This window comes from Treponema denticola, from assembly GCF_024181645.1.
Classification (GTDB): domain Bacteria; phylum Spirochaetota; class Spirochaetia; order Treponematales; family Treponemataceae; genus Treponema_B; species Treponema_B denticola_A.
Window position 1 is genome coordinate 1,760,844 of record NZ_CP058624.1, and the last position, 25,299, is coordinate 1,786,142.

A 25,299-nucleotide genomic window follows, 5' to 3' on the forward strand; every position below is an offset into this window, starting at 1 on the left:
GATAATAATGTTTGAGGTGAATTTTTATGAATGATTTTGTTGTCTGGGATACCAGCTATGATTTAGGAATAGAATATGTAGATAAGCAGCACAGAAGATTGGTTGAGCTGATTAACGAGTTGTATCATGCATGTCTCGGCGAAAAAGGGGAATTAGAAGAAAAATTTAAACAGGTGATGAAAGAACTTGTCGAATATGTAATGATTCATTTTAAAGATGAAGAAAAGATAATGGAAGAAATCAACTATCCGAACATTAAAGAACATAAACAGCATCATGAGAATTTTGTAAAAAAAATTTTACAATCCGTCAATGATTATCGCAGCGGAAAACAATTTGTTCCAAATACATTTGTGAGATTTTTGCGAGATTGGCTTTTTAATCATATCTTAATTTCGGATAAAGAATGGGCAAGATTCTACTTTGCAAATAAAAAATAAACCGTTTTAATCTTTCTTTGAAGCTTTTGCGGTTAAATCAACAACCCCGTTGCAGAGCGTCGGGGTATCAACCCCTCCGCAGGAATCAAAAAAACGCCTAAGCAAATTTTGCTTAGGCATTTTTTTAAATTTATTTCTTACCCTGTAATAATATTGCAAAGGGATTGTACTTTGTTCCGTCATCATCTTTGCGGGAGCGGGGTTCGCCTACCTTTCTTTCACCTCGATGCGCAGGAGACCTTTCTCCCCTTGCAGCAGGACTTCTTTCACCTCTTTCGGAAAGAGCCTTGCCGCTCTGTACCGCCGGAGATCCTGCAGCGGTTTTAACCGTAAGCGTTTTGCCGTCCTTGGTTTTGACTACAAGTTTTTTAACCTCAGCCTTTTGCTTTGCGGTAAGGCGGGATGTACCCTCCCCCGTTTTTCGGCTTAAAGAAATTCGGCGGCGGTCTTCGTCAAGTGAAATAATTTTACACTCTACAATGTCGCCGACCTTTACGGCTTCAAGCGGATCGGAAATAAAAGAATCGCTCATCTCTGAGATATGTAAAAGAGCCGTTTCCTTAATTCCCAAATCGACAAAGGCGCCGAAGTCGACTACGTTTTTAATTTTCCCCTTTACCGTCATCCCGACTTTTAAGTCTTCAAATTGAAGAACGCCTTGCTGCATTATGGGCTTAGGACAATCTTCACGCGGATCACGGTTAGGCTTTTTTAATTCTTCGATAATATCGTTTATAGTCTGGTCTCCGATATTGTACTTGGTTTTTATTTCGCTTCGGAGCTCTCCCGAAACTTCTTCATTTTTATGAATTACATCGTAGATGATTTTTCCTGTTTCGTAGTTTTCGGGGTGTACCCAAGAATTATCCAAGGGGTTCGAGCTTTCGGGGATTTTTAAAAAACCGGCACACTGCTCAAAGGATTTAGGCCCCATTCCGCTCACATTTTTTAATTGTTCCCTGTCGGTAAAAATCCCTTCGGCTTCACGGCGGGCAACAATTTTTTTTGCAAGAGATGAGCTTACACCCGAAACATATTTTAACAAAGAAGCACTTGCAGTGTTTAAATTTACGCCTACATTATTTACTACGGAGCCTACAACAGCATCAAGCTCTTCGCTTAATTTTTTTTGGTTTAAGTCGTGCTGGTATAAACCGACACCTATGGACTTAGGATCAATCTTTACAAGCTCTGCAAGGGGATCCTGCAACCTTCTTCCGATAGAAATAGCCCCTCTTATCGTTAAATCCAAATCGGGAAATTCTTCACGGGCGACATCGCCTGCAGAATAAACTGAAGCTCCGTCTTCATCGACTACAGTGAATAAAACATCGGGACAAGATTCTTTTATAACGGCAGAAACTATTTCCTGAACATCGTGAGAGCCCGTACCGTTCCCGACAGCGATTAGCTGAACATTATATTTTTTAACGGCTTCCAATACCAAGAATTTTGCTTCTTCAGCCTTATGTTGATAAATCACAAAGGAGCCTAGGTATTTTCCGGTTTCATCGAGAGCGGCACATTTAGTTCCTGTCCTTATACCGGGGTCAACTCCTAAAACCCTTGTACCCTTTATGGGCTGGGTCATCAAAAGATGCTTTAAATTTTCACTGAAAATATTTATACCGTGCTCGTCAGCCGTATCGGCAAGGTCGCTTCTGATTTCACGCAAAACGGCAGGAGCCAGCAAGCGCACAAGCCCGTCGGCTATTGCTTCCTTATGGTAATCGTTATTTAGGGTATACTTATTTTGTAAAAGAGAAATTGCATCTTCGATGCTTACATCTATTTTTACTTCCAAAACTCCTTCCCTTTCTCCGCGGTTAATCGCAAGCACGCGGTGGGGTTTTATTTCGTTTAAGTTTTCGGAATAATCCCAGTACATCTGATAAACTGAAGTCTTTGCAGCATCTTCATCGCCGAGTCCCTTAACTTCAAACTTTCCTGTTTTTATAAAATAATCATGAACGGATTTGCGGTTTTCGGTATCTTGAGAAATTTCTTCGGCAATTATATCGGCCGCACCTTGAAGGGCATCTTCGGCTGTGGGAACATTAAGCTCTTCCGTTTCGGCATCGGTTACAATAAATTCTTTAGCCTTTTCTTCAAGTGGAGAGGCTTCAAGCTCTTTCATCAAATCGGCTAAAGCCTGCAAACCTCTTTCAACGGCAAGCATACCGCGGGTCTTCTTTTTCTTTTTAAAGGGAAGCCAAATATCTTCAAGCTCGGTGAGAGTACCGGCCTTCATTATATTTTCATAAAGAGAATCGGTCAACTTTCCGGCAGCAAAAATGCCCCGCACAATTTCGAGGCGACGGGTTTCCAAATTTGTATAAGATTTAAACAGGCGGTCTGAATCTCTGACTTGAACTTCATCAAGAGAACCGTGCATTTCTTTTCGATAACGGGAAATAAAGGGAATGGTGCATCCCTCATTGACCAAACTTATAACTGCAGAGACTTGAGCAAGCTTTATATTCAGCTCCTCTGCAATCTTTTTCATAATATCTACCTCGTTTACACTGAGGCCTTCAATAAATTCATTTGTAAATTCCATAATGCTGTGAGTATATACCATAAAAAAAAGAAAATCAAGGGCTTAAAATCAGGTATCGGATTTAAGCCTTTTACTTTATTTCTCCGCTTGTTACAGAAAAAACATTGTCTTCTTTTTTTGTCTGAACCTTTATATCTCCTATCGGATTCCACTGAACAAAAAATGTTATAATAGGTACAAGTTCATAATATTTTCTTGACGCACCCGTACGCAGCACAGGTTTTACGGAATATGAAAATTTCATTAGCCAATCTTTTAAATAGTGGGTCAAATCAAGGCTAAGAGATTTTAATTTAAATCCTGACTGTAATCTTGCATTTTTATCCCAAAAATAAAAAGAGGAAGCTAAATCTTTAAACACATTTTTTTCACCGGGGATAACAATCGGAAGATTAAGAGCGTCTTGAAAGTATCTTGCAATAACATCATTGCGGGAAACGGCGCTAAAACTTATATCCAAAAATTCGTGTATTTTAAAAACGAGTTTAGGAGAAAATGAAAATGAAGAATCCGTTACCCTTATCAAATTAAAATTAAGCGACGAATTAAATAGAAACTGTAATTTAATTCTGTTTTTCCAAGCATAAATTTCAATGGGCTGTGATGAGTTGGAAAAATTTATATCCAAAGATCTCGGAATAAATTTTTTATAAGGCAGCGCTTTCCATCCCAAATTAGGAATTAATTCATAAGGATTGTCATAACTCATTGAATAAACTGCCGACATATATTTCCATGAAAAAGAAGCTGCATACTTCTCACTTCTTTTTTCTTCAATATTATAAACATAGGATTGACTTAACGAAATATTATAAGGAAAAGAAAAAGTTAAGTTGGTAGTAAAAGGATCCCAATACCATTTTTTTGCAGCTTTTTCTCTTTCAAATAATTTTGTCGAAATGTTAAGTTTGCCGTAGGGAAAAGCAAAGTTTCCTGCAAAGGAATAGGCTTCCAAAAGCGGATTTAAATTCATTGATGTAGTAATCAATTGGGGATAATTATTTAAATTGATTCCAAACCCCGCAGATGCAGCATGAGTCTTAATATATTTCTTATCCCACTTTACCGGAATAGTTTCCCATTCAGGATTGTCAACGGTTCCGATAAATTTATTTTGAAGAAGAGTTTCCGAAATAGACCATTCAACAAAGGTTGGTTTAAATAAATCGTTGGAAATAAACGGACTAAGTTTTAAGCTGTTCGAATTATTTATGCTATAAACATTTAATTTATAATTATTTAATTGGAGTTTATCGTGCTCTATCTTGTCCTTGTGCCATATATGTTTTTGATTATTGCCGTTTAATTCAATTGAATTTGACAGATTCAAAAAGCCTTGATTATACGAAAGGCGGCTGTCAATTTTAGCCTGCCCGCTTAATTTATAATAGGATGAATAAAAATCGGACCAGTTAATATCAAAAGGCTTTTTCCAATCTTTATGATTAAAAACTATATCTTGAGATGCAAAGCCGTTTAGTTTATAGGTTAAATCATAGTTTATTAAATTTGAAAAACGATTTGTTTTTACACCGTCAATTTTATATGCAGGAAACAGGTCAACGGAAAAAGCCGGAGCTTCGTCTTTATTCGTTGCTTTATCTTTTTTACCATTACCAGCCTCTTCTTCAAAAGGATTTTTAATACCTGTTATGTTTTGTGTTTGTGTTCTTTCTTTTTTTTGCGACAGCATAGATGTTGAAAAAATAGTACCGCCAAGCCCGGCTCTTAATTCGGGCAAAATATTTTTAGGGTAATAAAATAATCTGTCGGGAGCATATAAAGCATCGTTTCCGCTAAGGCTTTCATTTTTCTTTGATTCAAAATTAAGCTTCCCTGAAAAAGCCTCAAGAGACATATAACTTATCCAAGGTTTTAATACAGGAAAGCTCGGATTGATTGAACCGTCTATCTTCCATGAATAAAAATTTTCCAATGTAGTATCTTCGGCAGCTGCCAGCTTATCCTTGTTTAAAAAATATTTAAACCAGTTCATATCTTCGCTTCTGCCCATAAAATCTTTTTTAAAAAAAGGATCCGAAATAAACGGAAATAAAACCGAAACATTGAACGGACTTTTTGTCATACTCATATTAAAGCTGAAACTGTATCTGAAAGGCACTATCTTACCGAAAAGGTTTGCCTTATTTATAGTTTTTTCTTTACCGGGGTCTCCATATTGGGTAAACAAAAGGCCGGTTCTAGGATACAGGGTATAAGAAAAACCTAAAAGACCGTGAAAATCAATTTGTTTTACATATCCTTTCTTGGGAGTAAATTTCCCTTCAAGACCGGTCAAATAACCGAGTCCCGAATACGCGTCCGCTATCAGTTTTAAATACGAACCTCCGGTATCGGAAGCCGGCTCATCCAATTTTTTAAAAAACAAACCTTCCAGCTTTTGTTTTTTTACCGTGTCGCTTTGCATAAAATTAGAAAACGAAGTAGCTTCATCGCTTTTAGGTGCAGGCTTACGTCCTAGAATATAGGTAGTAGTTTGCACAAAGGCACCTTCCCTGTTTTTAAACCCGAAAACAGGATGAAAGAGCATCTCATCTGAGGGGTAATAAAAAAAGGGAAAGTACATGATGGGTACAACTCCGACCGACAAAAAACCGTTAAAAAAAGCCATTTCGTTTCCGGGTAAAATCCAAAGGCGGCTAGCCCGAATCGACCACAAGGGGTATTCTTCTTTACTCGTCGTAAGCAAAGCATCCTTAAAAGTTATGGCACCGCTTTCATTTCTTCCGGCAAGGCCGGTATGAATTCTAAAAGGGTCTTGATTTTTTTTTGCAGGAGCCTGCGATATAATTCCATCAACAAAAACTCCTTCAAGTTTTTGAATATTAAAAATCAAAGCATCCCCTTTAAAACTTTCTCCTTCATCGGATCCGATCTTGCGTGTATAAACAACGTTTCCGATTGCTGTCAAGGTTTCGCGGGTTTTATTATGAATGATTTTATCGGCAGTAATTGTCGAAACCGAATTTTCATCCGAAACGGAAATTGAAACAAAGCCGGTAAAAATAATCAATTCATCTTTTTTTATATTTTTTTCTTTTGAGGAATCTGTTTCGGGTTTAGCCTCATCACTTTTAGGTTTAGAAGCCTTATCAATCGGCTCGCTTATGGGAGCAGATGGAACTTTTATGTACTCGGTAAGCTCTGCGGAGTTAATCGTAACCTTTATTGTTTTTTCAGGATTTTCATCAGCCTGTAAAACATTTACCGAAAAGAGAAATACAAAAAAGATAAAACCCTGCAAAGCTTTTTTCATTATTCCGTCTTACCTGACTCTTTCAAGCATTTCCTTTATATAATATCCCGTATAGGACTTTTTTATCTTTGCTACTTCTTCAGGTGTTCCCTCGGCTATGATTTGCCCTCCGTTGGTTCCGCCTTCGGGGCCAAGGTCGATAATCTTATCGGCCTGTAAGATAACATCAAGATTGTGTTCAATCATAATGACGGTGTTTCCCTGATCGATGAGGCGGTGAATAACCTGCATGAGCTGCTTGACATCCGCAAAGTGTAAGCCCGTTGTAGGCTCATCCAAAATGTAGAGAGTCTTGCCTGTAGAGCGTTTGGCAAGTTCGTTTGCAAGTTTTACCCGCTGGGCTTCTCCTCCCGAAAGGGTAAGAGCCGACTGGCCTAACTTTATATAACCCAGACCGACCGATAAGAGGGTTTGAAGTTTTCGGGCAATGTGAGGAATGGGAGCAAAAAATTCCGAAGCTTCCTCGATGGTCATATCCAAAACATCGGCAATGTTTTTTCCCTTATAGCGGACATCCAGGGTTTCTTTGTTAAACCGTTTCCCTCGGCAAACATCGCAGGCTATATAAACATCGGGCAAAAAGTTCATCTCGATTGTGAGGGTTCCGTCGCCCTGACAATGCTCGCACCTTCCGCCCCTTACATTAAATGAAAATCGTCCCGGCTTATAACCTCTCGCCTTCGATTCGGGAAGGCTTGCAAACAAGTCCCTTATCCCCGTAAAAACACCTACATAGGTTGCAGGGTTTGAGCGGGGGGTTCTCCCGATGGGGCTTTGATCGATATTGATAACCTTGTCTATGTGCTCAAGGCCGCTTAGCTTTTTATAGGCCCCTTCGGGAATAGAGGAGCGCATAATCTTATTTGAAACTGCCGGATACAGAACATCGGTTAAAAGGGTGGATTTTCCGGAGCCCGAAACTCCGGTAATACAGGTAAAGGCTCCTAACGGAATTTTTATCGAAACATCTTTTAGATTATGCTCGCTCACCCCTGAAAGCTCCAAGACATTTCCGTTCCCCTTCCGCCTTTCTTTAGGGATATCCATTTTAAGCGTACCTGCAAGATATTGACCCGTTAAACTGTTTTTTACTTTTGCAACTTCATCAGGCGTACCTTGAGCCGTTATGTTTCCCCCGTGAACTCCTGCACCCGGACCGAGGTCTACAATGTAGTCGGCTGTGCGGAGGGTTTGCTCGTCATGTTCTACAACTATGAGGGTATTCCCCAAATTACGCAAGTACAAAAGGGTATCAATCAGTCTCTGATTATCCCTTTGATGAAGCCCTATCGAAGGCTCGTCCAAAATATAAAGAACACCTATCAAGCTTGAACCTATCTGGGTCGCAAGCCTGATACGTTGAGCCTCGCCGCCTGAAAGGGTTGCAGCCTTTCTTTCTAAGGTTAGGTAGTCAAGGCCGACATTTTTCATAAATTCCAAGCGGGCCTTAATTTCTTTTAAAATCTGAAAGGCTATGTGTTCTTCCGTTTCAGTCAGCTTCAATTTTTCAAAAAACTCGATAGAATCCCCGACGGAAAGACAGGTAAGGTCATGAATGTTTTTATTGCCCACCGTTACGGCCAGCACTTCGGGTTTAAGCCTCATTCCTCCGCAGGTTTTGCAGGGCTTTATCGACATAAACTTTTCGTAATATTCTCTGATAGAAGCCGAGTAGGATTCGTTATATTTCCGATTCATGTCGGCCATTATTCCCGGCCAAGGGCGGTTATAAGAATATTTCCCCGATCCGCTTTTGGATGTATAAGAAAACTGAATCTTCGTATCGCCCGAACCTTCCCAAATGATGGTCTGTATTTTTTTAGGGAGCTTATTCAAGGGCGTATCAAGAGAAAAATCGAATTGGGCGGCGAGGGCCTCAAACCGTACCCTGTTCCAATCGGATTCGGGATTATATGGAACGAAAACGCCCTCATTAAACGAAAGGCTTTTATCGGGGGCTATCAGGTCTTGGTCAAAGTGCTGGGTCATTCCGAGTCCCGTACATTCGGGGCAGGCCCCTATCGGGTTATTAAAAGAAAAAAGGCGGGGCTGCAATTCGGGCATCGAAATACCGCAATCCGAACAGGCATTTTTTTGCGAAAAGAAAACCTCGGTTACGGGAGAATCCTTATCGTCCTGCCTTGTAGCAAGCAGGGTTCCGCCCGAGCTTTCCAAGGCTGTTTCTACGGACTCGGAAAGACGTTTCCGCACATCCTTCGACAGCCGGATTCGGTCTACTATTATTTCGATTGTGTGTTTTTTTTGTTTATCGAGCTTTACCCCGTCTTCGAGGTTTACAAGAAGGCCGTCTATGCGGGCACGCACAAAACCGGCAGCGATAGCATCGCTCACTATCTTTTGGTGTTCTCCCTTTTTCCCCTTTATAATGGGAGCAAGAATCTGAACGAGGGTTCCTTCCTGCCAGCTCATAATCGTATCTATAATCTGGTCAACCGTCTGCTCCTTAATCTCTTTTCCGCAAGAAGGACAGTGGGCATGGCCGGTACGGGCAAAAAGAAGGCGGTAGTAGTCATAAATTTCGGTTACCGTCCCGACCGTAGAGCGGGGGTTACGGTGCGTCGTTTTTTGTTCTATAGAAATAGCGGGGGAAAGCCCCTCGATGTAATCCACATCGGGCTTATCCATTCTGCCTAAAAACTGGCGTGCATAAGCCGAAAGAGACTCTACATAACGGCGCTGCCCCTCGGCAAAAATGGTATCAAAGGCGAGGGAGCTTTTTCCCGATCCCGAAAGGCCGGATATAACGATGAGCCTATCGCGTGGAAGCTCTACATCAATGTTCTTTAAATTATGTTCACGGGCACCCTTTACAATGAGTTTATTTAAGTGTCCGCCTTGATTTTGGTTTTTCATAAGGAAAGCATTATACACAAAAAATAAGGTTTTGGGAATAAGTATCACATACTTAGAATTTCTAAAAATTTATACTAAGTACCGTGTAACTATTGAAACTTTTAAGTATTTATGTTGATACTTCATACATATTTTACAACTCACACATTCAAAATTATTTTAATTGAGGGAGAAACCTATATGAAAAAAAGAGGTTCAATAAGGAATAAGCTATTGATTATAGTCGGTGCTTTGATTTTTACGGCAGGCTTTACGCTGGGGGTTTTGGGAGTACGCACAGCACGAAAAACCGTATCCGAAAAGGTGGTAATTCACCTTAAAGATAAGGCAACCGACACGGCAGAAATTATTAATGGAAGAGTTACGGCTTTTTTCCAATTTTTGGAAGGAATAGCCCGTATGCCTATCTTAACCGATAAAAGTCTTTCATATACTGAAAAAGCAGCTATATTGGACAAAGAAGTTGTTTTTAATGAAAGATTGGAGGAGCTTAATCTGTATGATATTTCAGAAATAAGCACTGCAAATGACGACCAATTTATATCGATAAATAATAGTACCTGGTTTAAATCCGCTGCAAGCGGAAAACGGTTTGCGTCAGAGCCGATTTTATCCCATTCGCTTAATAAACTTGTTTTCGTCTTTGCGGTTCCTGTGTACGGCAAAGATAAGAATGTTGTTGCCGTATTAAACTGTACAATTGGAGCAGAGCATCTATCCAACGATATTGATGATATTATAGTCGGAGAAACAGGATATTGCTATATTTTAGGTATTACCGGAACAACAATAGCACACAAAAAGTTTGATTTGGTCAATTCTCAGGATAATATTTTAAATAATGCAAGATCAAACAAAGACTTTGCCTCTTTGGCAAAATTTACGCAACAAGCTTTAAACGGTACAAAAAGTGAAGTAGGATTTTATGAGTACAAGGGAGAATCCTATATAGCCTCTTACGCAAAGATTGGCAACACGGATTGGACTGTCATTATAAGGGCACCTATAAATCAATTTATGGGAAGTATTGATACTCTGCGCAACAAAATGCTGTTTATAGGCCTTAGTATTTTAGCAATAAGTTTGGCTATACTCTTCATTGTTTGCTATAATATGCTAAAGCCCATAAATGTTGTGGTGTCCGCACTCAAGGATATTGCCCAAGGAGAAGGCGATCTAACAGTCCGTCTGCCCTTGGTCGGAAATAATGAGGTAACTAACTTATCGGAATACTTTAATCAGACAATCGAAAAAATCGGCACATCAATTAAAATAGTCGGAGAAAACAGCGATGAGATGACAAACACAGGTTCGGAACTTGTAAGCAATATGACGGAAACAGCCAGTGCAGTACATGAGATAAGTGCAAATATCGATGGAGTAAAAAAACAAGCTCTTACACAAGCTGCCAGTGTCAGTGAAACGGCTGCTACCGTAGGAGAGATTATCCGGACAATCAAAAATCTTAACGGAAGTATTGAAAATCAAGCAGCAAGCGTTGCAGAGTCTTCTTCGGCGGTCGAACAAATGGTAAGCAATATCGCTTCAATTACACAAACTCTGGATAAAACAAACGATGTTATAAAAACCCTTGCAGCTGCCACTGCCGACGGAAAAGAAACTGTTGCCGGAGCAAACACTGTAACACAACGCATAGCTGAAGAATCGGGCGGTCTTTTGGAAGCCAGCAATGTTATTCAGCATATTGCAAGTCAGACCAACCTATTGGCTATGAATGCAGCTATTGAAGCCGCCCATGCAGGTGAGGCAGGAAAGGGCTTTGCCGTCGTAGCCGATGAAATACGGAAACTCGCAGAAGAATCGAGTACTCAGGGAAAAAACATCACCTCAACCCTTAAAATAGTTTCGGGAGAAATTGAAATGCTTTCGAATGCTGCAAAGACAACAGAAGATAAGTTCAACACTATCTTCAACTTGTCCGAGCAGGTAAAAACAATGAGCCAAAATGTAATGAATGCCATGCGGGAGCAGGAAAACGGCAGCCGTGAAGTACTTACCGCAATCCGTGACATAAACATAGTAACAAACCAAGTAAATGACGGATCTGCCGAGATGCTAAAAGGCGGCGAAAATGTTGCAATTGAAATGCAAAAGCTTGATACTCTAACACGCGTTATAACGGACAGCATGAACGAAATGGCTGCAGGCGCAGTTCAGATAAACAATGCAGTACAGGACGTAAGCGATATTACCCAAAAGAACAAACGTAACATAGACAGCCTATCTACAGAAGTAGGAAAGTTTAAAGTGTAAAACCAATTGAACCGCAAGGAGCACAAAGGACGCAAAGAATTTTTTAATGCTTTCGTAATAACGCATTACTTCTGACTAGCTTAACTTTTAAATTTAACCCAAAACTTTTATTGTCATCTTGACTAAAAAGCAAGCTAGAAATTCTGTAACAATACGGGTTCTTAGTGATTGCAAGCTGGCGTAGCAATCCAAGCCCTAAGCGGTTCTTTTGAAGATAGGAGGGGTTATAGGGGAGGCCACAACCAACGAAGTTTCGAGGTCAAGAAATCTTTTATCCGAAAAAGTGTCTTTCCTCCCCTACACTTGAAAGTTCCAGATAGATTTGATCGGCGAGGCCGAAGCCTGCGTTTTTGGTCATGCTGCGGCCGAGCTCATCATACATCATATCTTGGTACATCTTGCCTGCAAAAGATTCGTCTCCTGCAAGAGTTTTTCCCGTCAAGGTATTCCGCATAGAGTCGAGCATTATTTTTACAAAATAGGATTCAAACTCAAGGGCTTGTTCGTAAAGCTTACTCGTCCTATCAATGGAATATTTTGAATGAACCGTTTCGCCGGATTTTCCGAAAGAGGAGGCCATGCCATGAACCTCCCTGTGGGTGTCGGCCGGAACGGGATTTTCTATCTTCATGGATTTTAAAATATCGCCCGGAAGGCGGGTATCAAAGAGGACTTCTGAATTGCCCGTCTTTAAGCCTGAGACGGAAGCAGAGCTTTCGCCCTGAATATTGGAAATAATGGAAGACGCTCTTTCAGAACCTCGCAGAGCTTCAAGCATTTGAGTAAAATTTTGCTGAGATTTTGCCGATGCAGGGACTTCCCTTTTATTTATCAAAGAACTTTTTACCTCTTCCCTACCCGCTTGATTTGTTCCTATTCTGTTTACTTCCATTTCTTCCCTCCCAAGCCTTAACTAAAATTATCTTTAAGAATTAACTAAAAACTATCGCTTTAAACTTACCGCAGTGCCAAGCATATTGTCGCTTGTCTGGATAGCCTTCGAATTAAACTCGTAAGCTCTTTGAGCCACAATCATGTTTACCATTTCGCTTACGGTTGAAACGTTTGACATTTCCAAAAACTTGTGTTCGGTTCTTCCGAAGCCGGTAAACCCGGGACGCCCCGGAATAGCCGTACCTGAGGCAGGGGTTTGCCTAAAGAGGTTAGAACCCTCGGCTGAAAGACCTGCATTGTTCTGAAAGCGGTAAAGCTCTATCTGGCCTACTTCTATAGGATCGTCTATATCACCTACCTTAACGGTAACACGGCCATCCCTGCTGATAGCAATCGTATTTTCACGATAGCCTTCCGGGAAAATGATTTCGGGCAAAACACGTAAACCGTTTGAGGTTACAAGCTGGCGATCTCTATCAATCTTAAAAGAACCGTCCCTTGTATAAGCATAGGTTCCGTCATATTGAAGAACCCTAAAAAAACCTTCGCCCTGAATGGCTATATCGCTTGTGACTCCCGTATTTTGCAATGAACCTTGTTCAAATATTCTTTGGGTAGCGGCAAGCCTTGCACCGTGCCCCATCTGGACTCCTACCGGAGTAATAGTATCCTCTGTAGCAGGCGTACCGGCAGTTTTTACCGTCTGATAGATGAGGTCTTCAAATTCCGCTCGCTGCTTTTTAAAACCGCTTGTATTTACGTTTGCCAAATTGTTAGCAACCGTGTCGATGTTTGCCTGTTGAGTGTTCATGCCTGTTGCGGCCGTCCATAAACTTCTAACCATAACTTAACTCCTATAAAAATATTTTGCAGGGATTTTCAAATCCCGAAAAATATTTTTTCAAGTAGTTTTGCTTTTGCAAAACTACATATAATACACGATGTTTTGTGCTTTGCACAAAACTCGCAGATAAACAGCGAAGTGTTATTTACACTGAGCTGTTTATCCTAACTCCTACCTTTTAACCTTTATTTTTTAACTGCTTCGTTCCATAGTTTGGCCATCATAGTATCTTCGGCCTGAATGGATTTTTGATTGGCCTCATAGGCCCTGTTTACTTCTATCATTCTAACCATTTCGTTTACGACATTTACATTGGAAGCTTCGATAAAGCCCTGTACTACAACAGGACGGGACGGTCCCTCGGCAGCAATGGCTTTTCCTGAAAGAGGTGTATCCAAATAAAAACTTGTTCCGTTTTTGCTTAAATATCTGTCGTTTTCAAATTCCACTATTTTTAAGCGGTCAAGATAAACGGAATCGCTTTCCGGATCGGTGATCGGGCGTACATAAACTTGTCCGTCTTGGTTGATCTTATATTCCATGTCCTGTAAAAATATGCGGCCGTTTTCTCCCATAACCGGATAGCCTTCCTTGGTCATAAGATAGCCTTCAACTCCAACCATAAAATTTCCGTTTCGGGTATACTTTTCTCCATAAGGAGTTTCAATTGCAAAAAAGCCCTGCCCTTCCAAAGCTAAATCGGCCGGAGAGCTTGTCTGTTTTAAAGAGCCTTGTTCAAACTCGGTAAAAATCTCGTTAGTTTCAACGCCGAGCCCAAGTTTTCCTATGATGGGAGCTATGTCTGATGAACCGAAGGGATTTTTTATTACGCCATCATCATTCAGTCTTCTTAAAAGTAATTCTGGAAAAGACTTTTGAACTGAAACATCTCTTTTAAAACTGGTCGTATCCAAGTTAGCCAAATTGTTTGAAATAACATCCAACTGACGCTGTTGAGCAAGCATTCCGCTCGCCGCCGTATACCAACCTCTTACCATATAACTACCTCTTATATAAAAACTTTTTGCAGGAAGCAGCAGCTTCCGAAAAAAGTTTTTTCAAGTAGTTTTGCATTTTGCAAAACTACATACAATAAACGATGTTTTGTGCTTTGCACAAAACTCGCAGATAAACAGTGAGGCTGAATTTCTGCCGAACTGTTTATCATAGCTCTTATATGATTTTCGGCATTGTAAAATTTTCTTTTAGAAAATAAGAAAACAATTTTTCTTAATATAAAATTTTGAACTTTTTTCTTAAGTCTTTTTTTAGTTCTCCGATAAATGAATTAAGCACAGCTTAAATTTTAATGTGCTTCCGTCTTCTGCGGAATGACAGAGGATCCGGAAATGACATATCGGCAGGGATGCCGCGGGAATTTTAAAATTGCCGAAAATCACCAAAGGAGTAGGAATATGATCATTAATCACAACATGAGCGCTATGTTTTCACAGAGGACATTGGGTCACACCAATTTGATGAACCAAAAAAACATAGAAAAACTTTCTTCAGGTTTACGTATTAACCGAGCGGGCGATGATGCATCCGGTTTGGCCGTATCAGAAAAAATGAGAAGCCAGATCCGCGGTTTGAACCAAGCAAGTGCCAACGCACAAAACGGCATTTCTTTTATTCAAGTTGCAGAAGCTTTCCTTCAGGAAACTACAGATGTTATCCAGAGAATCCGCGAACTCAGCGTTCAGTCTTCCAACGGTATTTACTCGGCAGAAGACAGATTGTACATTCAGGTTGAAGTATCTCAGCTCATCGCTGAAGTAGACCGAATTGCAAGTCACGCACAGTTCAACGGTATGAATATGCTTACTGGAAGATTTGCTCAAGAAACCGGAGAAAATACCGTAACTGCTTCTATGTGGTTCCACATCGGTGCCAACATGGATCAGAGAACAAGAGCTTACATTGGAACAATGACAGCTAAGGCTCTCGGCGTTCGCAATGTCGGAGATGAATCGATTATGACTATCGATACACCCGAAACAGCTAACCGCGCTATCGGTACCCTTGATGAAGCCATCAAGAAGATCAACAAGCAAAGAGCCGACCTTGGTGCATACCAGAACAGACTCGAACTTACCGTTGTAGGTATCAATATCGCAGCAGAAAACCTCCAAGCCTCCGAATCACGAATCCGTGACGTAGATATGGCTAAGGAGATGGTAGATTATACCAAAAACCAGATTCTCACACAGTCCGGTACAGCAATGCTTGCACAAGCAAATCAGGCAACTCAGAGTGTCATGACCTTGTTAAGGTAAGCTGTAAACAGTTTGACGGAAAAGCGGTTCTAAAAAGAACCGCTTTTTTTTATTTCTTGCTTATTTTTTTTATTTTTAGTATAGTAATTTTTAGTATAGTAAGACATAAAATTCAAGCTGAGTTTATAAAAATTTTAAAATGAAAAAAAGAAAACTAACCGATAAATGGCGGAAAATCATTACTATAGGCTTAATAATTTTTCTTTTGTGTTTAAGCATCTTTCTATATTTTTTTTGGGGACAGCCTCTTATAAAATTTCTTATGGATGCAGAAAAAGTACATGCCTATGTTGAATCTCATCCTTTTTCGAGCCGAATATTTTTTATGGCTGCCGTTTTTTTGCAAGTAGTAGTTGCGGTAATACCGGGAGGCCCCTTCGAAATAGGAGCAGGCTATGCTTTTGGAGCTGTAGAGGGAGCCTTAGTATCATTGGCAGGAATAGCAGCCGCAAGTATTTTAATTTTTTTATTTGTAAAAAAATTCGGCAAAGCGGCAATAGAAATTTTCTTTTCTCCGGAAAAAATAGAATCCGTAAAAATATTTAAAAACAAAAAAAGACTCCACCTCATAGTTTTTATAGTTTTTTTAATTCCGGGAACACCTAAAGACCTATTAACCTATATGGCAGGCCTTACACCTATACGTTTAAGCGAATGGCTCATACTAAGCACATTGGCTCGTTTTCCGGCTATATTGGCATCAACAATAGCAGGGACAAGTTTAGCACAAAAAAATACGGGACTTGCTCTTGCCGTATTTTTGATAGGAAGCATCGCTGCCTTTGCAGGAGTTTTGATTTTTAACAAACTAAATAGCCGTAAAAAAAGCTAAGTTTCTTACGGCTATTAAAAACATCTAAAAAAATATCAGACCTTGGGAAAACCGTGTTTTTCGCCCCAACCGAAAGGATCGAGCCTCCATTCGGCAAGGCTCTTTTTATTTTCTTCGCTTATATAGTTTTGCCTTACGGCCTCATCCAACATAATATCGTAATTTAAAATAGTAACCGGAATACATGGAGGATTAAGTTCTGCAAAAGCTTTTTCGGCTTCTGCAAATCCGTAAGAAAAGATAGCAAAACAAAAAGGAACCTTTCCGTTTGCATTACGCACAGCCTCAACAGCCTTAATGGAGCTTCCCCCCGTCGAAATTAAATCTTCAACAACAAGTACATCGGCACCTTTATAATCTGCATTAGCACCCAAACCTTCAATCTGATTTTTTAGGCCGTGATCTTTTCCGCCTGAGCGTACATAGGAAACGCTTTTTTGCAAAAGGTCTCCCAAACTTACGGAATGAGGAATTCCTGCCGTTGCTGTTCCTGCAAGCCATTCGGGGTCAAAGTCAACAGCTTTTAAAAGCTCTGCGAAGACTTCGGCTATAGCACGGCGCATCTCAGGGAGGGCTAAAAAACGGCGGTTATCGTTATAAATAGGCATACGGTAGCCTGATGCCCAAGTAAAGGGTTCATTGGGAGAAAGCTTTAAGGCTCCCAGCTCAAAAGCCGTTTTAGCCAAAAGCGGCCCATATTCTTTTTGAACCTCTGCAATTTTCTTTTCATCTTTGTGCATAAAATTTCCCTTTAGATAGTCTTATGGCTGCCTGTAAAAACTTTGTTAGATTTTTACAGGCAGCCGACGAGTTTTCCATAAGTCATCATAATATAAAGACTTATGGAAAACTCGCAAATTAGATTTAAGGAACCTCTCTAAAAACTTCAGTTTTTAGAGAGTCCTTTATAGTATTCATAGATGGCCTGAGTTCCTTTTTCGGCATAACCTTCTTCATTCATCTTGTTAAAGAAATTTTGTGCAAGCTCCAAAACTGGAATGTGCAGTTTGAGTTCTTTTGCAACATTTAAGGTTATGTTTAAATCCTTTAAAAAGTGTTTAATATAAAAACCGGGAGCAAAATCTTTTTGAAGCATCTTAGGCCCGTTGTTTAAAATCTGCCAACTTCCTGCAGCACCGCCCCCGATAGCCGAAAGCATTTTTTGAGGGTCAAGGCCTGCGGCCTCGGCATAACAGACAGCTTCAACAGTACCGAAAAGATTCGCGGCTACGGCTATTTGGTTTGCCATCTTAGTGTGCTGCCCTGCCCCTGCATCGCCTTGAAGAGCCCAAGTTTTTCCCATACAGGCAAAAAAAGGTTCCAACTCTTTAAAGGTTTTTTCATCTCCGCCTGCCATAATCGAAAGGGTGCCGTTTTTAGCCCCTATATCTCCGCCTGAAACGGGAGCATCTACAGAAAAGCATTCTTTTTTCTTTGCCTCATCATAAATCTTTTTTGCCAAAATCGGACTTGAGGTCGTCATATCGGCAAAAATCGTTCCGGGCTTTGCGGTTTTTAATAAGCCCTTTTCTCCGAAATATGTTTCTTCAACATCTTGCGGATAACCGACAATGGTAAAAATGATTTTACAGTTGGGAGCAAGGCTTGCCGGGTCATCATACCAAACAGCACCCTTTGAAAGAATCTCTTCGGCGGATTTTTTTGTGCGCGTAAAAACGTGCATCTTAGCACCGGCCGCTCTTAATCTTTCAGCCATACTTTTTCCCATAACTCCAAGGCCTATAAAGCCTACATCACAATTTTCAACCTTCATGATTTAAATTCTCCTTATAAAAATTTTTTGCAGGAAGCGGCTGCTTCCGAAAAAAGTTATTTTTTCTTATAACAAATCCAATAAAACATTCCGACAAAAAAGGCTCCGCCTATTATGTTTCCGAGAGTAACAGGCATTAAATTCTTTATAAAAAATGCAGCCCAATTTATATTTGAAAGAGCCTCGGCGGAAAGACCGGAAGCGGCAGCATAGGCCGGAACGCTTTTCGAGAAAATCCCCGCAGGGATATAGTACATGTTTGCAACACTGTGCTCAAAACCGGAAGTTATAAAAAGCCAAATCGGGAAAAAGGCGGCAAGCATTTTTCCGGTCATATCCTTAGCACCATAGCAGAGCCAAACCGCAAGGCAGACCAGCCAATTACACATAATTCCTAAAAAAACAGCCTGCACAAAAGAAAGCGAAACCTTGCCGTAAGCAATTTTTATCGTAATCCCGCCCAAAAGACTTGCACCGCTTGAAAGCTGTCCGCTTTTTACGATTAAAAAAGCAATAAAAATAGAACCTATAAGGTTCCCGATATAAACGGCAAGCCAGTTTTTAAGCATTGCAGTAAGGCTCACCTTTTTTTCTAAAGCAGCTGCAATGATTAAATTATTTCCCGTAAAAAGTTCGGCTCCGGCAAGGAGCACCAAGATAAGCCCCACAGGAAAGATAAGCCCTGCAACGAATTTTCCAAGCCCGTAAGTTTCAGGCTTGGCAAAAAGTCCGAAAGCAGCCATATTGGAGCCTTCCGAAGCAAAGGCAATAAAAACCCCTGCCAAAAATCCTAGGCAAAGCAGCTTCCACACCGGAGTCGAAGCCTTTGCAATACCCTTTTGCACCGTAACTTCCAAAATCTCGGCCGGATCACAATACATTTTTTCAGACATACACGTCTCCTTAATACCACTATGCAGATTTTATTATTAATTTATAGTTTTTCGATTTCTTCACAGCTTAAACCTGTAGCTTTTGCGATTGCTTCTACGGCAAACCCCATTTCAGCTAAATTTTTAGCAGTTTCCAGTTTATTTTGGTGAACTCCCTGAGATATTCCCTCAGCAAAGGCTATTTCCCGTTCTTCAGCACGCTGCACAGCTATATCTGTTTCATAATCATATTCGGCTAGTAACATATTCAATACCTCCTTAGTCTTGCGTTTTAAATAATCACGCAATATATCATTTGCTATACATTCTTCAATCGCTTTTTGAAAACCGTTTTGAAGATCTGTTTTTGTCCATCTTCGTACCGTTTCTACAAATATTGTGTACTCATACATCGTTTTGCAGTTTTTAAGCAAGGGATGGCGATTTTGCTGATTTATGTTTATTATCTTAACGGTCAACTCAAGATTAGGTTTTACCGCCTTTTCTATAAAAGAATCTGATAGTTTTAATGTTTTATCGGAAGGATAGGTTTCATCCCCATTATAAAATACATAAAATTCGGGCGCCGGAATGTTTAAGAGTTTACGGCTGTATTTTTCTTTTGATTCAAATAGAGTTTCATAAAGGCGGCTTATGTATTCAAGGCAACGTAAAGGCATATTTGGGTTTATAGTGGATTGATGCTCTACCAGCACTATGATTTTGTTATCAATAAGATATGACACATCATTATAGAATGTCATATAAAGTACCTGATCAAGCCTTACATTTTTCAGCTGTGCTGTAGCCGTAAGTTTGGTGCCGTGTAATGCATTATAAAGAGACAAAAAATTCTCTTTCGCCTTTTCATCTTCACTGAACAAATCAACAAAAACCGAATCCTTGTATTTTCTGTTTGAAGTACTCATATCACACCTCTTTTTAATTGGTAATGAAATTACAAATTATCCACTACCAATTAACTCTCAATCCCCCTTACAAATCAAGTATATCATAGAATAGAGTATTTTTCAATTGTCAGAGTGTTGAATCTCGATTGGATTGGAGTATCGATTTTGGTCTTGACATATTTTTTATAAAAGTATAGAATTACAATTAAATAACGGTTTCGGTCTTGGTGCTCCTTTTAGCTAAGGAGTGAAAAGGGAATCAGGTGAAAGTCCTGAGCAGTCCGGCTGACGTAAGTGAGAGAGTTGGTTTTCAAAATGCCACTGGTTTATTCCGGGAAGGCGAAAATCAATGATGACCTCCGAGCCGTAAGACCTGCCAATGACTATGAGGGTAGAATACAAGTTTTACCCGTGCCGCACTCTGCTTGGACTCATGAGATGCAGCAAAATTTATCGTGTTAATCATATTTATTTCCTCTATTGCTCCTTGGGCTGTTTGAAGATTTTGTCAAGTTTTCTTCGTTTAGCCTTGAGTACATCCGATTGATACCCTTGGGTGTACATTTTGAGGAAACCTAAATCCCTTTGCGGACCGAAATCGTTTTTCTTTATTTAAATCAAAATTCAAATTTTCCCCCTGATAACTTTCAAAAATAAGGCTTTTAATGTATAATCATCATAAATTATTTTTAAGAAGGATTTTATGGCGAGTACATACGAAAAACTTTTAAGTACAATAACGGAAGCTGCACATACGGCTAATCTGTCAGAAGACGATTACATATCCCTTTTAAGCCCTGAACGAGAGATGCATGTTTCAATACCCGTAAAAATGGATAACGGAAAAATCAAGGTCTTTAGCGGATACAGGGTTCAACATTCTACATTAAGAGGCCCGGCAAAGGGGGGAATAAGATTTCACCAAGATGTAAACATCGATGAAGTACGATCCCTTTCTGCATGGATGACCTTTAAGTGTGCTGTTGCCGACATTCCCTATGGAGGCGGAAAAGGAGGCATTTGCGTACATCCTTCAAAGCTTTCCCAAACGGAGCTTGAGAAGCTGACAAGAGGCTACACAAGGCGGATTGCATCTTTTATAGGCCCTAAGATAGATATACCTGCCCCGGATGTCGGAACAAATGCAAAGGTGATGGCTTGGATAGCGGACAGCTACAGTGAATATGCCGGAGAATTTAGCCCCGCGGTTGTTACGGGAAAACCTCTTCCTCTCGGCGGATCTAAAGGACGAGTAGAGGCCACAGGCCGCGGAGTTCTTTTTGCAACAAGGGAAATTTTAAAGAAACTCAATAAAACCTTAAAAGACCAAAGTGTAGTTATTCAAGGGCTTGGAAATGTCGGCGGCGTTACTGCAGATCTTTTTTATAAAGACGGAGCCAAGATAATTGCAATAAGCGATACAAGCAGTGCAATATACAATGAAAAAGGCTTAAATATTCCTCAAATACTCAAACATAAAAAAGAAGGGAAAAAACTCAATTCTTGTGAAGGCGATTTTAAAAGGCTAACCAATGAAGAGCTATTGGAGCTTAAAACCGATATTTTAATTCCGGCGGCCCTCGAAAATCAAATTACCGAAAAAAATGCATCAAATATTAAGGCCTCTATAATCATCGAAGCAGCAAACGGCCCCATCACTCCCGAAGCCGATAAAATCCTCGAAAAAAAGAATATTATAACTGTGCCCGATGTTCTTGCCAACTCGGGAGGTGTAATTGTTTCATACTTTGAATGGGTACAAAACCTGCAAGGTTTTTATTGGACGGAAGAAGAAGTCAACAAGAGCCTTGAAGATAAGATGATTGAAGCCTTCAAACTGGTATGGGACGTAAAAGAAGCCTATAAGGTCAGCATGAGAAAGGCAGCCTATATTAAGGCCTTAAAAGAACTTGTAGAAACTCAAAAAGCTAAGGGAATTAACTAAATCGCCCTTTTAAAGTTTGTCTATCAGCATTGAGCACTTACCCGACGGGATCGGCAAGGTCTTCTTCTTTTCGTTTAGGATATTTATGGTAAAATAATAGAGCTTTTCGCTTTCCATGTGAATTTCCCAGCCCCTCTGGCTCTTGGACGAAAGAATGGTTATAAGGTTTCGTTTAAGGCTTAAGTTTTCGATACCCATGACTTCAAGGTTGGGAACAGTCCAGTTGACAGTCTTACGCGGAAGACTTATCGAAAGCCCTATAACGTTTTCTATCATCAGGCTGATTGTAGAAAGACCTACACCCAAAAGGTATTGTTTACGCGGAAAGGCAGGTTTTCCCTTCCATTGGGCGGGGCCTTCTTTGACAGGAGAATAAGCCTCCCATAAGAAGCCCTGTTTTTTTGAATTGCCTGCGGGCGAAAGGGTTTCAAGCACATAGTAAAGGTGCCTTATAACGCACTCTCTTGCTATCTCCCAGCGGTTATATTTTTCCAAACCCTTTACGACAACAAAGTTCAAAATAGGGAAAACGCTGCCGCAGGCACCGTTTCCGTTTTCGTCATATTCAGGCTCATCGGCTGCAAGACTGGGAAAAGGATGATCAACCCCGAAAGTCTTAGGATTGGATAGGTGTTCTACCAGAAGGGCGGCCTTATCCTCATTTGGAATCTCGGCAAGCATCGGCCAAAAACCGGCAAGGGTTTTCTTCTTTATCTGCTTACCCTCAGCATCGAGATCATAATAAAAACCGTCTTCTTCATTCCACATCATAGAATTAATTCTGGTTTTTACAGTAAAATACAACCTCTTATACTGAAAGTCTATTTCTTTGTCGTTTAGTATATCGCCCAAGGCAGACATATAAAGGGCATTTACGGCAAGAGCCGAATTAAAATCGGTCAAAAAAACGGACTCTTTTCGGGGCGTATTAGGCATATTTACTGTTTCAAGAGGACTTTTATAGAGACCGTTATCCGACTTAAACATTTTGTCAATCCAGTCCATGTATTTAATCAAAACAGGCATAATATCCTTTACACGTTTTTTGTTTCCCGTCTTATGATAAATATTGTACTCAGCCCATGCAAATAGGGGCATACCCAGCCCTTCCGGATTATCCCTTTTTAAAACAGGTTCCTTTGTATCAAAATCATATCTATTGCGTATGGCTCCGTTTTCTTCCTGCCTGTCATAAAAAAAGTCAAGAGCAGAATTCGGTGTATAATTCTTATTAGAATAAACAAAGAAAAAAGAAGAAAATATAGTTTCATATTGATTCAAAAAATTGCCGTCCGATTCGGGATAAATAAAAAAGCCCTCGGTACCCTGTTTGCCGTCGCCCGCCGAATGCCAAAAATCATGAACCCAAGCCCATGTTCTATCGTAAATGTCCACGAAATCTTGATCGTAAAAATGAACACGCGGAAAATCTCTTTTATTCACCTTAACTCCTTATTTTTTGTGCAAGACAATATATAGTATACCATATTTTTGCAAAAAATGGTAGTTTTTTAGCAATATTTATAAAAAAAGTTTTGAATCTGAAAAAAGGCTTTCGTTTTATTAATTATCGGCACCGGAAGTTTCTTCTTTTTCCTCGGCAGAACCTGAATTTTCGGCTGAAGTACCATCCTCAGTGTCGGTTCCGCTTTCAGCACCCTCTTGGACAACAGGCACCACGGGGACAGGTTCAGGCGGGCGGCCCAAAAAGAGAACAATATCTTCATTATCCTTTTTATGCTTCATTTTTAACAAAAGAGTACGGGTTCTTTCATCATAAACATAGCCTGAAGAATTATAAATCTCAAATCTGGGATCCGTTCTAAAATCGATTTCATGGATTTGTATCCTATAAAAAGGACGGATACCCCTTATAATCATGTAATGAGTATCTCCCGTCTTAGCCGAAATTCTAAAACTGAATGTTTTTGCATCGTTTTTAAGCACATTTATATCGCGTGCAGATGTCCAAGCCCAAATACCGGGCTCAGCCTTTAAAGCCAAAGACTCTTCATGCGGATAATATGGATTATCCTTAATAGCAGCAGCATACAGTTTTTCGGCATGGAGAATTAGGGCATCATTGGCCATAAGCCCTAACTTCTTTGCCTTATCGCCTTGAATATCGAAAGATGCCGGTAAACTTGAAGAATTTCCTCCAAGAGAAAATATAGAAGAATACAGGGCCTGCCCTACAGCCTTCCATGTACCTTTATCGGGATATGAACTTCCATAGCGGATTAAAATAGAAGCTGCTCTTAAAGTTTTTTCGGTATCTATGGTCTTTTTATCGGAAGAAATATACAGTCCATCATCAATAGAAATCAAAGAATCTTTTAAAACCGTCTCATATTTCTCGGAATTTTCCATAAAAAGATTTTGTTTATTAGGAAAATAAAAAGCGTAATCCATTGCAGCTTCCAATAGGCCCGCGGCATAACAAGAGTTTAAATCCTCTTGCTTTGCATTGGAAGCTATCTTTTCCAAGGCGGAAATCAAATTTGCCCTTGAGTTGTTTATCAAAAAGGGAATAACAGACTCACTATCAAATACGGAAATTTCAGCCCTTGCTATGCTCGATTCAATACCGGATAACAGCTTTTTTTGGTAAGCAGCAAGGCTTTTATCGTTTTGTGCAAGATTACCATAAAACGTAGTCGATATATAGGTGCGTTTTTCTTTAGGCAAAAGAGAAGACGGAGCAGTGACAAGAGCCTTTTCATATTCTCCCTTAAAGGCTTTTTCGGCTATATATGCAGTCAAAAGCTCTTCGTTATAATTTCTTGACGAAATCACACTTGAAAAATAATCCAAAGCCTTTTCTCTAAATAATTGTTTTGTTTTATTGTATTCTTCCTCACTTGCAATCGGAATACGGCAGATAGAATCAAAGTCCAAAGTTTCAGATTGAATATAGGTTTCATACAAGGCTGTTTTTTTTGAACTTGAAAGAATAAGATGAGGAAGCTCCGATGTATCATCGGAATTTCCAAATCCGTAACCGCCTCTAAAAATAAACCTATCTTTTCCATATCTTAAAAATATTTGCTCATCCTGTCTTTCAAGACGGGCAGATTGAGTCAATTTCCAAGGAAAATAAACGGTTTCTATCTCTGACGGCATAGAAACGGAAATTCTCACCGTTTCAACTGTTTCCGAAATGTATGAGGTAAAGTCTATCAAAACATCGTTAGAACAAATAACACTAAAGGAATCTTCGGTTTTTTTGTACTCTAAAACCTTTAGGCTAAGCTCTTCGTTATTGCTCGTTTTTGCAGTAATGGGAGTCTGATCCGTAATGTAAAAATCCAAACCGTTTGCAACTATATGGAGAGGTAAAAGAGGAGTCCTATTTCCGGTTTCATCAACCTCATCCCGTCCGGAAACGGACATGGCTCCTATTGTATAATAAAAAGTCTTCCCTATGGTAAACTGAATGACAAAAATGCCGAAAATAATTAGTATATACAATATAGTTAATGCAATCATCCTACTTGATTTGTGCTTCATAATGTTATAGTTTATA

17 protein-coding genes and 1 riboswitch are annotated in these 25,299 nt (G+C 39.9%); of the genes, 5 read left to right on the forward strand and 12 right to left on the reverse strand.

Features of this window, described 5'->3' with window-relative positions; translation table 11 throughout:
• The first annotated feature begins 26 nt into the window (after window positions 1–26).
• Window positions 27–440, forward strand: coding sequence for a bacteriohemerythrin (locus tag HO345_RS08305; RefSeq protein ID WP_010696464.1), 414 nt, complete (start codon window positions 27–29; stop codon window positions 438–440).
• A gap of 130 nt (window positions 441–570) precedes the next feature.
• Here HO345_RS08305 and HO345_RS08310 read toward each other — a convergent pair whose 3' ends face one another.
• From HO345_RS08310 to uvrA, 3 genes are read right to left on the reverse strand one after another with little or no spacing between them, the layout of a single operon-like run.
• Window positions 571–3,021: a helix-hairpin-helix domain-containing protein gene (locus tag HO345_RS08310; RefSeq protein WP_253682485.1), complete on the reverse strand. Its 2,451-nt coding sequence runs from the start codon at window positions 3,019–3,021 to the stop codon at window positions 571–573.
• 49 nt (window positions 3,022–3,070) lie between these two features.
• Complete coding sequence (locus HO345_RS08315) at window positions 3,071–6,277, reverse strand: LPS-assembly protein LptD (protein ID WP_253682486.1); 3,207 nt, start codon at window positions 6,275–6,277, stop codon at window positions 3,071–3,073.
• Between the two features lie 9 nt (window positions 6,278–6,286).
• A complete protein-coding gene (gene uvrA, locus HO345_RS08320; protein ID WP_253682487.1) occupies window positions 6,287–9,151 on the reverse strand; it encodes an excinuclease ABC subunit UvrA in 2,865 nt (954 codons plus the stop codon).
• A 180-nt stretch (window positions 9,152–9,331) separates the two neighbouring features.
• On the opposite strand from uvrA, the gene HO345_RS08325 reads away from it, so the two are divergent.
• Window positions 9,332–11,425 (forward strand): methyl-accepting chemotaxis protein, encoded by a 2,094-nt coding sequence (locus HO345_RS08325; RefSeq protein ID WP_253682488.1) that lies wholly within the window; start codon window positions 9,332–9,334, stop codon window positions 11,423–11,425.
• Between the two features lie 271 nt (window positions 11,426–11,696).
• On the opposite strand, the gene HO345_RS08330 is transcribed toward HO345_RS08325, so the two are convergent.
• The 3 genes from HO345_RS08330 to flgF all read right to left on the reverse strand — a co-directional run bounded on the left by HO345_RS08330 (window position 11,697) and on the right by flgF (window position 14,161).
• Window positions 11,697–12,317: a rod-binding protein gene (locus HO345_RS08330; protein WP_253682489.1), complete on the reverse strand. Its 621-nt coding sequence runs from the start codon at window positions 12,315–12,317 to the stop codon at window positions 11,697–11,699.
• A 51-nt stretch (window positions 12,318–12,368) separates the two neighbouring features.
• Window positions 12,369–13,163, reverse strand: coding sequence for a flagellar basal-body rod protein FlgG (flgG, locus tag HO345_RS08335; RefSeq protein ID WP_253682490.1), 795 nt, complete (start codon window positions 13,161–13,163; stop codon window positions 12,369–12,371).
• A gap of 185 nt (window positions 13,164–13,348) precedes the next feature.
• Complete coding sequence (flgF, locus tag HO345_RS08340) at window positions 13,349–14,161, reverse strand: flagellar basal-body rod protein FlgF (RefSeq protein ID WP_010696449.1); 813 nt, start codon at window positions 14,159–14,161, stop codon at window positions 13,349–13,351.
• A 417-nt stretch (window positions 14,162–14,578) separates the two neighbouring features.
• Between flgF and HO345_RS08345 the strand changes: the two genes are divergently transcribed.
• The gene (locus tag HO345_RS08345; RefSeq protein WP_002677466.1) at window positions 14,579–15,439 is read left to right on the forward strand and encodes a flagellin N-terminal helical domain-containing protein; all 861 of its coding nucleotides are present in this window, start codon (window positions 14,579–14,581) and stop codon (window positions 15,437–15,439) included.
• Between the two features lie 139 nt (window positions 15,440–15,578).
• Window positions 15,579–16,271, forward strand: a complete 693-nt coding sequence (locus HO345_RS08350; RefSeq protein ID WP_253682491.1) for a TVP38/TMEM64 family protein — start codon at window positions 15,579–15,581, stop codon at window positions 16,269–16,271.
• Between the two features lie 35 nt (window positions 16,272–16,306).
• Here the strand turns inward: HO345_RS08350 and HO345_RS08355 are convergent, their stop codons facing one another.
• The 4 genes from HO345_RS08355 to HO345_RS08370 form a co-directional block, all read right to left on the reverse strand.
• Window positions 16,307–17,011 carry an orotate phosphoribosyltransferase gene (locus HO345_RS08355; RefSeq protein WP_253682492.1) on the reverse strand — a complete coding sequence of 235 codons (705 nt, stop codon included), beginning with the start codon at window positions 17,009–17,011 and terminating at the stop codon, window positions 16,307–16,309.
• A gap of 146 nt (window positions 17,012–17,157) precedes the next feature.
• Window positions 17,158–18,045: an NAD(P)-dependent oxidoreductase gene (locus HO345_RS08360; RefSeq protein WP_253682493.1), complete on the reverse strand. Its 888-nt coding sequence runs from the start codon at window positions 18,043–18,045 to the stop codon at window positions 17,158–17,160.
• 56 nt (window positions 18,046–18,101) lie between these two features.
• The gene (locus HO345_RS08365; RefSeq protein WP_253682494.1) at window positions 18,102–18,938 is read right to left on the reverse strand and encodes a formate/nitrite transporter family protein; all 837 of its coding nucleotides are present in this window, start codon (window positions 18,936–18,938) and stop codon (window positions 18,102–18,104) included.
• Between the two features lie 41 nt (window positions 18,939–18,979).
• Entirely contained in the window at window positions 18,980–19,846 is an 867-nt protein-coding gene (locus tag HO345_RS08370; RefSeq protein ID WP_253682495.1) for an Rpn family recombination-promoting nuclease/putative transposase, read from the reverse strand.
• 190 nt (window positions 19,847–20,036) lie between these two features.
• A riboswitch (cobalamin riboswitch) is annotated at window positions 20,037–20,223 on the forward strand.
• Between the two features lie 308 nt (window positions 20,224–20,531).
• Between HO345_RS08370 and HO345_RS08375 the strand changes: the two genes are divergently transcribed.
• A complete protein-coding gene (locus HO345_RS08375; RefSeq protein ID WP_253682496.1) occupies window positions 20,532–21,773 on the forward strand; it encodes a Glu/Leu/Phe/Val family dehydrogenase in 1,242 nt (413 codons plus the stop codon).
• A gap of 9 nt (window positions 21,774–21,782) precedes the next feature.
• Here the strand turns inward: HO345_RS08375 and HO345_RS08380 are convergent, their stop codons facing one another.
• Both HO345_RS08380 and HO345_RS08385 read right to left on the reverse strand, forming a co-directional pair.
• Window positions 21,783–23,216, reverse strand: coding sequence for an MGH1-like glycoside hydrolase domain-containing protein (locus HO345_RS08380; RefSeq protein ID WP_002677454.1), 1,434 nt, complete (start codon window positions 23,214–23,216; stop codon window positions 21,783–21,785).
• Window positions 23,217–23,336: 120 nt separating this feature from the next.
• On the reverse strand, window positions 23,337–25,283 hold the full coding sequence (locus tag HO345_RS08385; protein WP_366796381.1) for a hypothetical protein: 1,947 nt from the start codon (window positions 25,281–25,283) through the stop codon (window positions 23,337–23,339).
• Between the last annotated feature and the right edge of the window lie 16 nt (window positions 25,284–25,299).

Excerpts from the sequence above, each read along its gene's own strand:
- HO345_RS08305 (WP_010696464.1), top strand. The coding sequence starts at position 27 with ATGAATGATTTTGTTGTCTGGGATACCAGCTATGATTTAGGAATAGAA.
- HO345_RS08310 (WP_253682485.1), bottom strand. The coding sequence starts at position 3,021 with ATGGTATATACTCACAGCATTATGGAATTTACAAATGAATTTATTGAA.
- HO345_RS08315 (WP_253682486.1), bottom strand. The coding sequence starts at position 6,277 with ATGAAAAAAGCTTTGCAGGGTTTTATCTTTTTTGTATTTCTCTTTTCG.
- uvrA (WP_253682487.1), bottom strand. The coding sequence starts at position 9,151 with ATGAAAAACCAAAATCAAGGCGGACACTTAAATAAACTCATTGTAAAG.
- HO345_RS08325 (WP_253682488.1), top strand. The coding sequence starts at position 9,332 with ATGAAAAAAAGAGGTTCAATAAGGAATAAGCTATTGATTATAGTCGGT.
- HO345_RS08330 (WP_253682489.1), bottom strand. The coding sequence starts at position 12,317 with ATGGAAGTAAACAGAATAGGAACAAATCAAGCGGGTAGGGAAGAGGTA.
- flgG (WP_253682490.1), bottom strand. The coding sequence starts at position 13,163 with ATGGTTAGAAGTTTATGGACGGCCGCAACAGGCATGAACACTCAACAG.
- flgF (WP_010696449.1), bottom strand. The coding sequence starts at position 14,161 with ATGGTAAGAGGTTGGTATACGGCGGCGAGCGGAATGCTTGCTCAACAG.
- HO345_RS08345 (WP_002677466.1), top strand. The coding sequence starts at position 14,579 with ATGATCATTAATCACAACATGAGCGCTATGTTTTCACAGAGGACATTG.
- HO345_RS08350 (WP_253682491.1), top strand. The coding sequence starts at position 15,579 with ATGAAAAAAAGAAAACTAACCGATAAATGGCGGAAAATCATTACTATA.
- HO345_RS08355 (WP_253682492.1), bottom strand. The coding sequence starts at position 17,011 with ATGCACAAAGATGAAAAGAAAATTGCAGAGGTTCAAAAAGAATATGGG.
- HO345_RS08360 (WP_253682493.1), bottom strand. The coding sequence starts at position 18,045 with ATGAAGGTTGAAAATTGTGATGTAGGCTTTATAGGCCTTGGAGTTATG.
- HO345_RS08365 (WP_253682494.1), bottom strand. The coding sequence starts at position 18,938 with ATGTCTGAAAAAATGTATTGTGATCCGGCCGAGATTTTGGAAGTTACG.
- HO345_RS08370 (WP_253682495.1), bottom strand. The coding sequence starts at position 19,846 with ATGAGTACTTCAAACAGAAAATACAAGGATTCGGTTTTTGTTGATTTG.
- HO345_RS08375 (WP_253682496.1), top strand. The coding sequence starts at position 20,532 with ATGGCGAGTACATACGAAAAACTTTTAAGTACAATAACGGAAGCTGCA.
- HO345_RS08385 (WP_366796381.1), bottom strand. The coding sequence starts at position 25,283 with ATGAAGCACAAATCAAGTAGGATGATTGCATTAACTATATTGTATATA.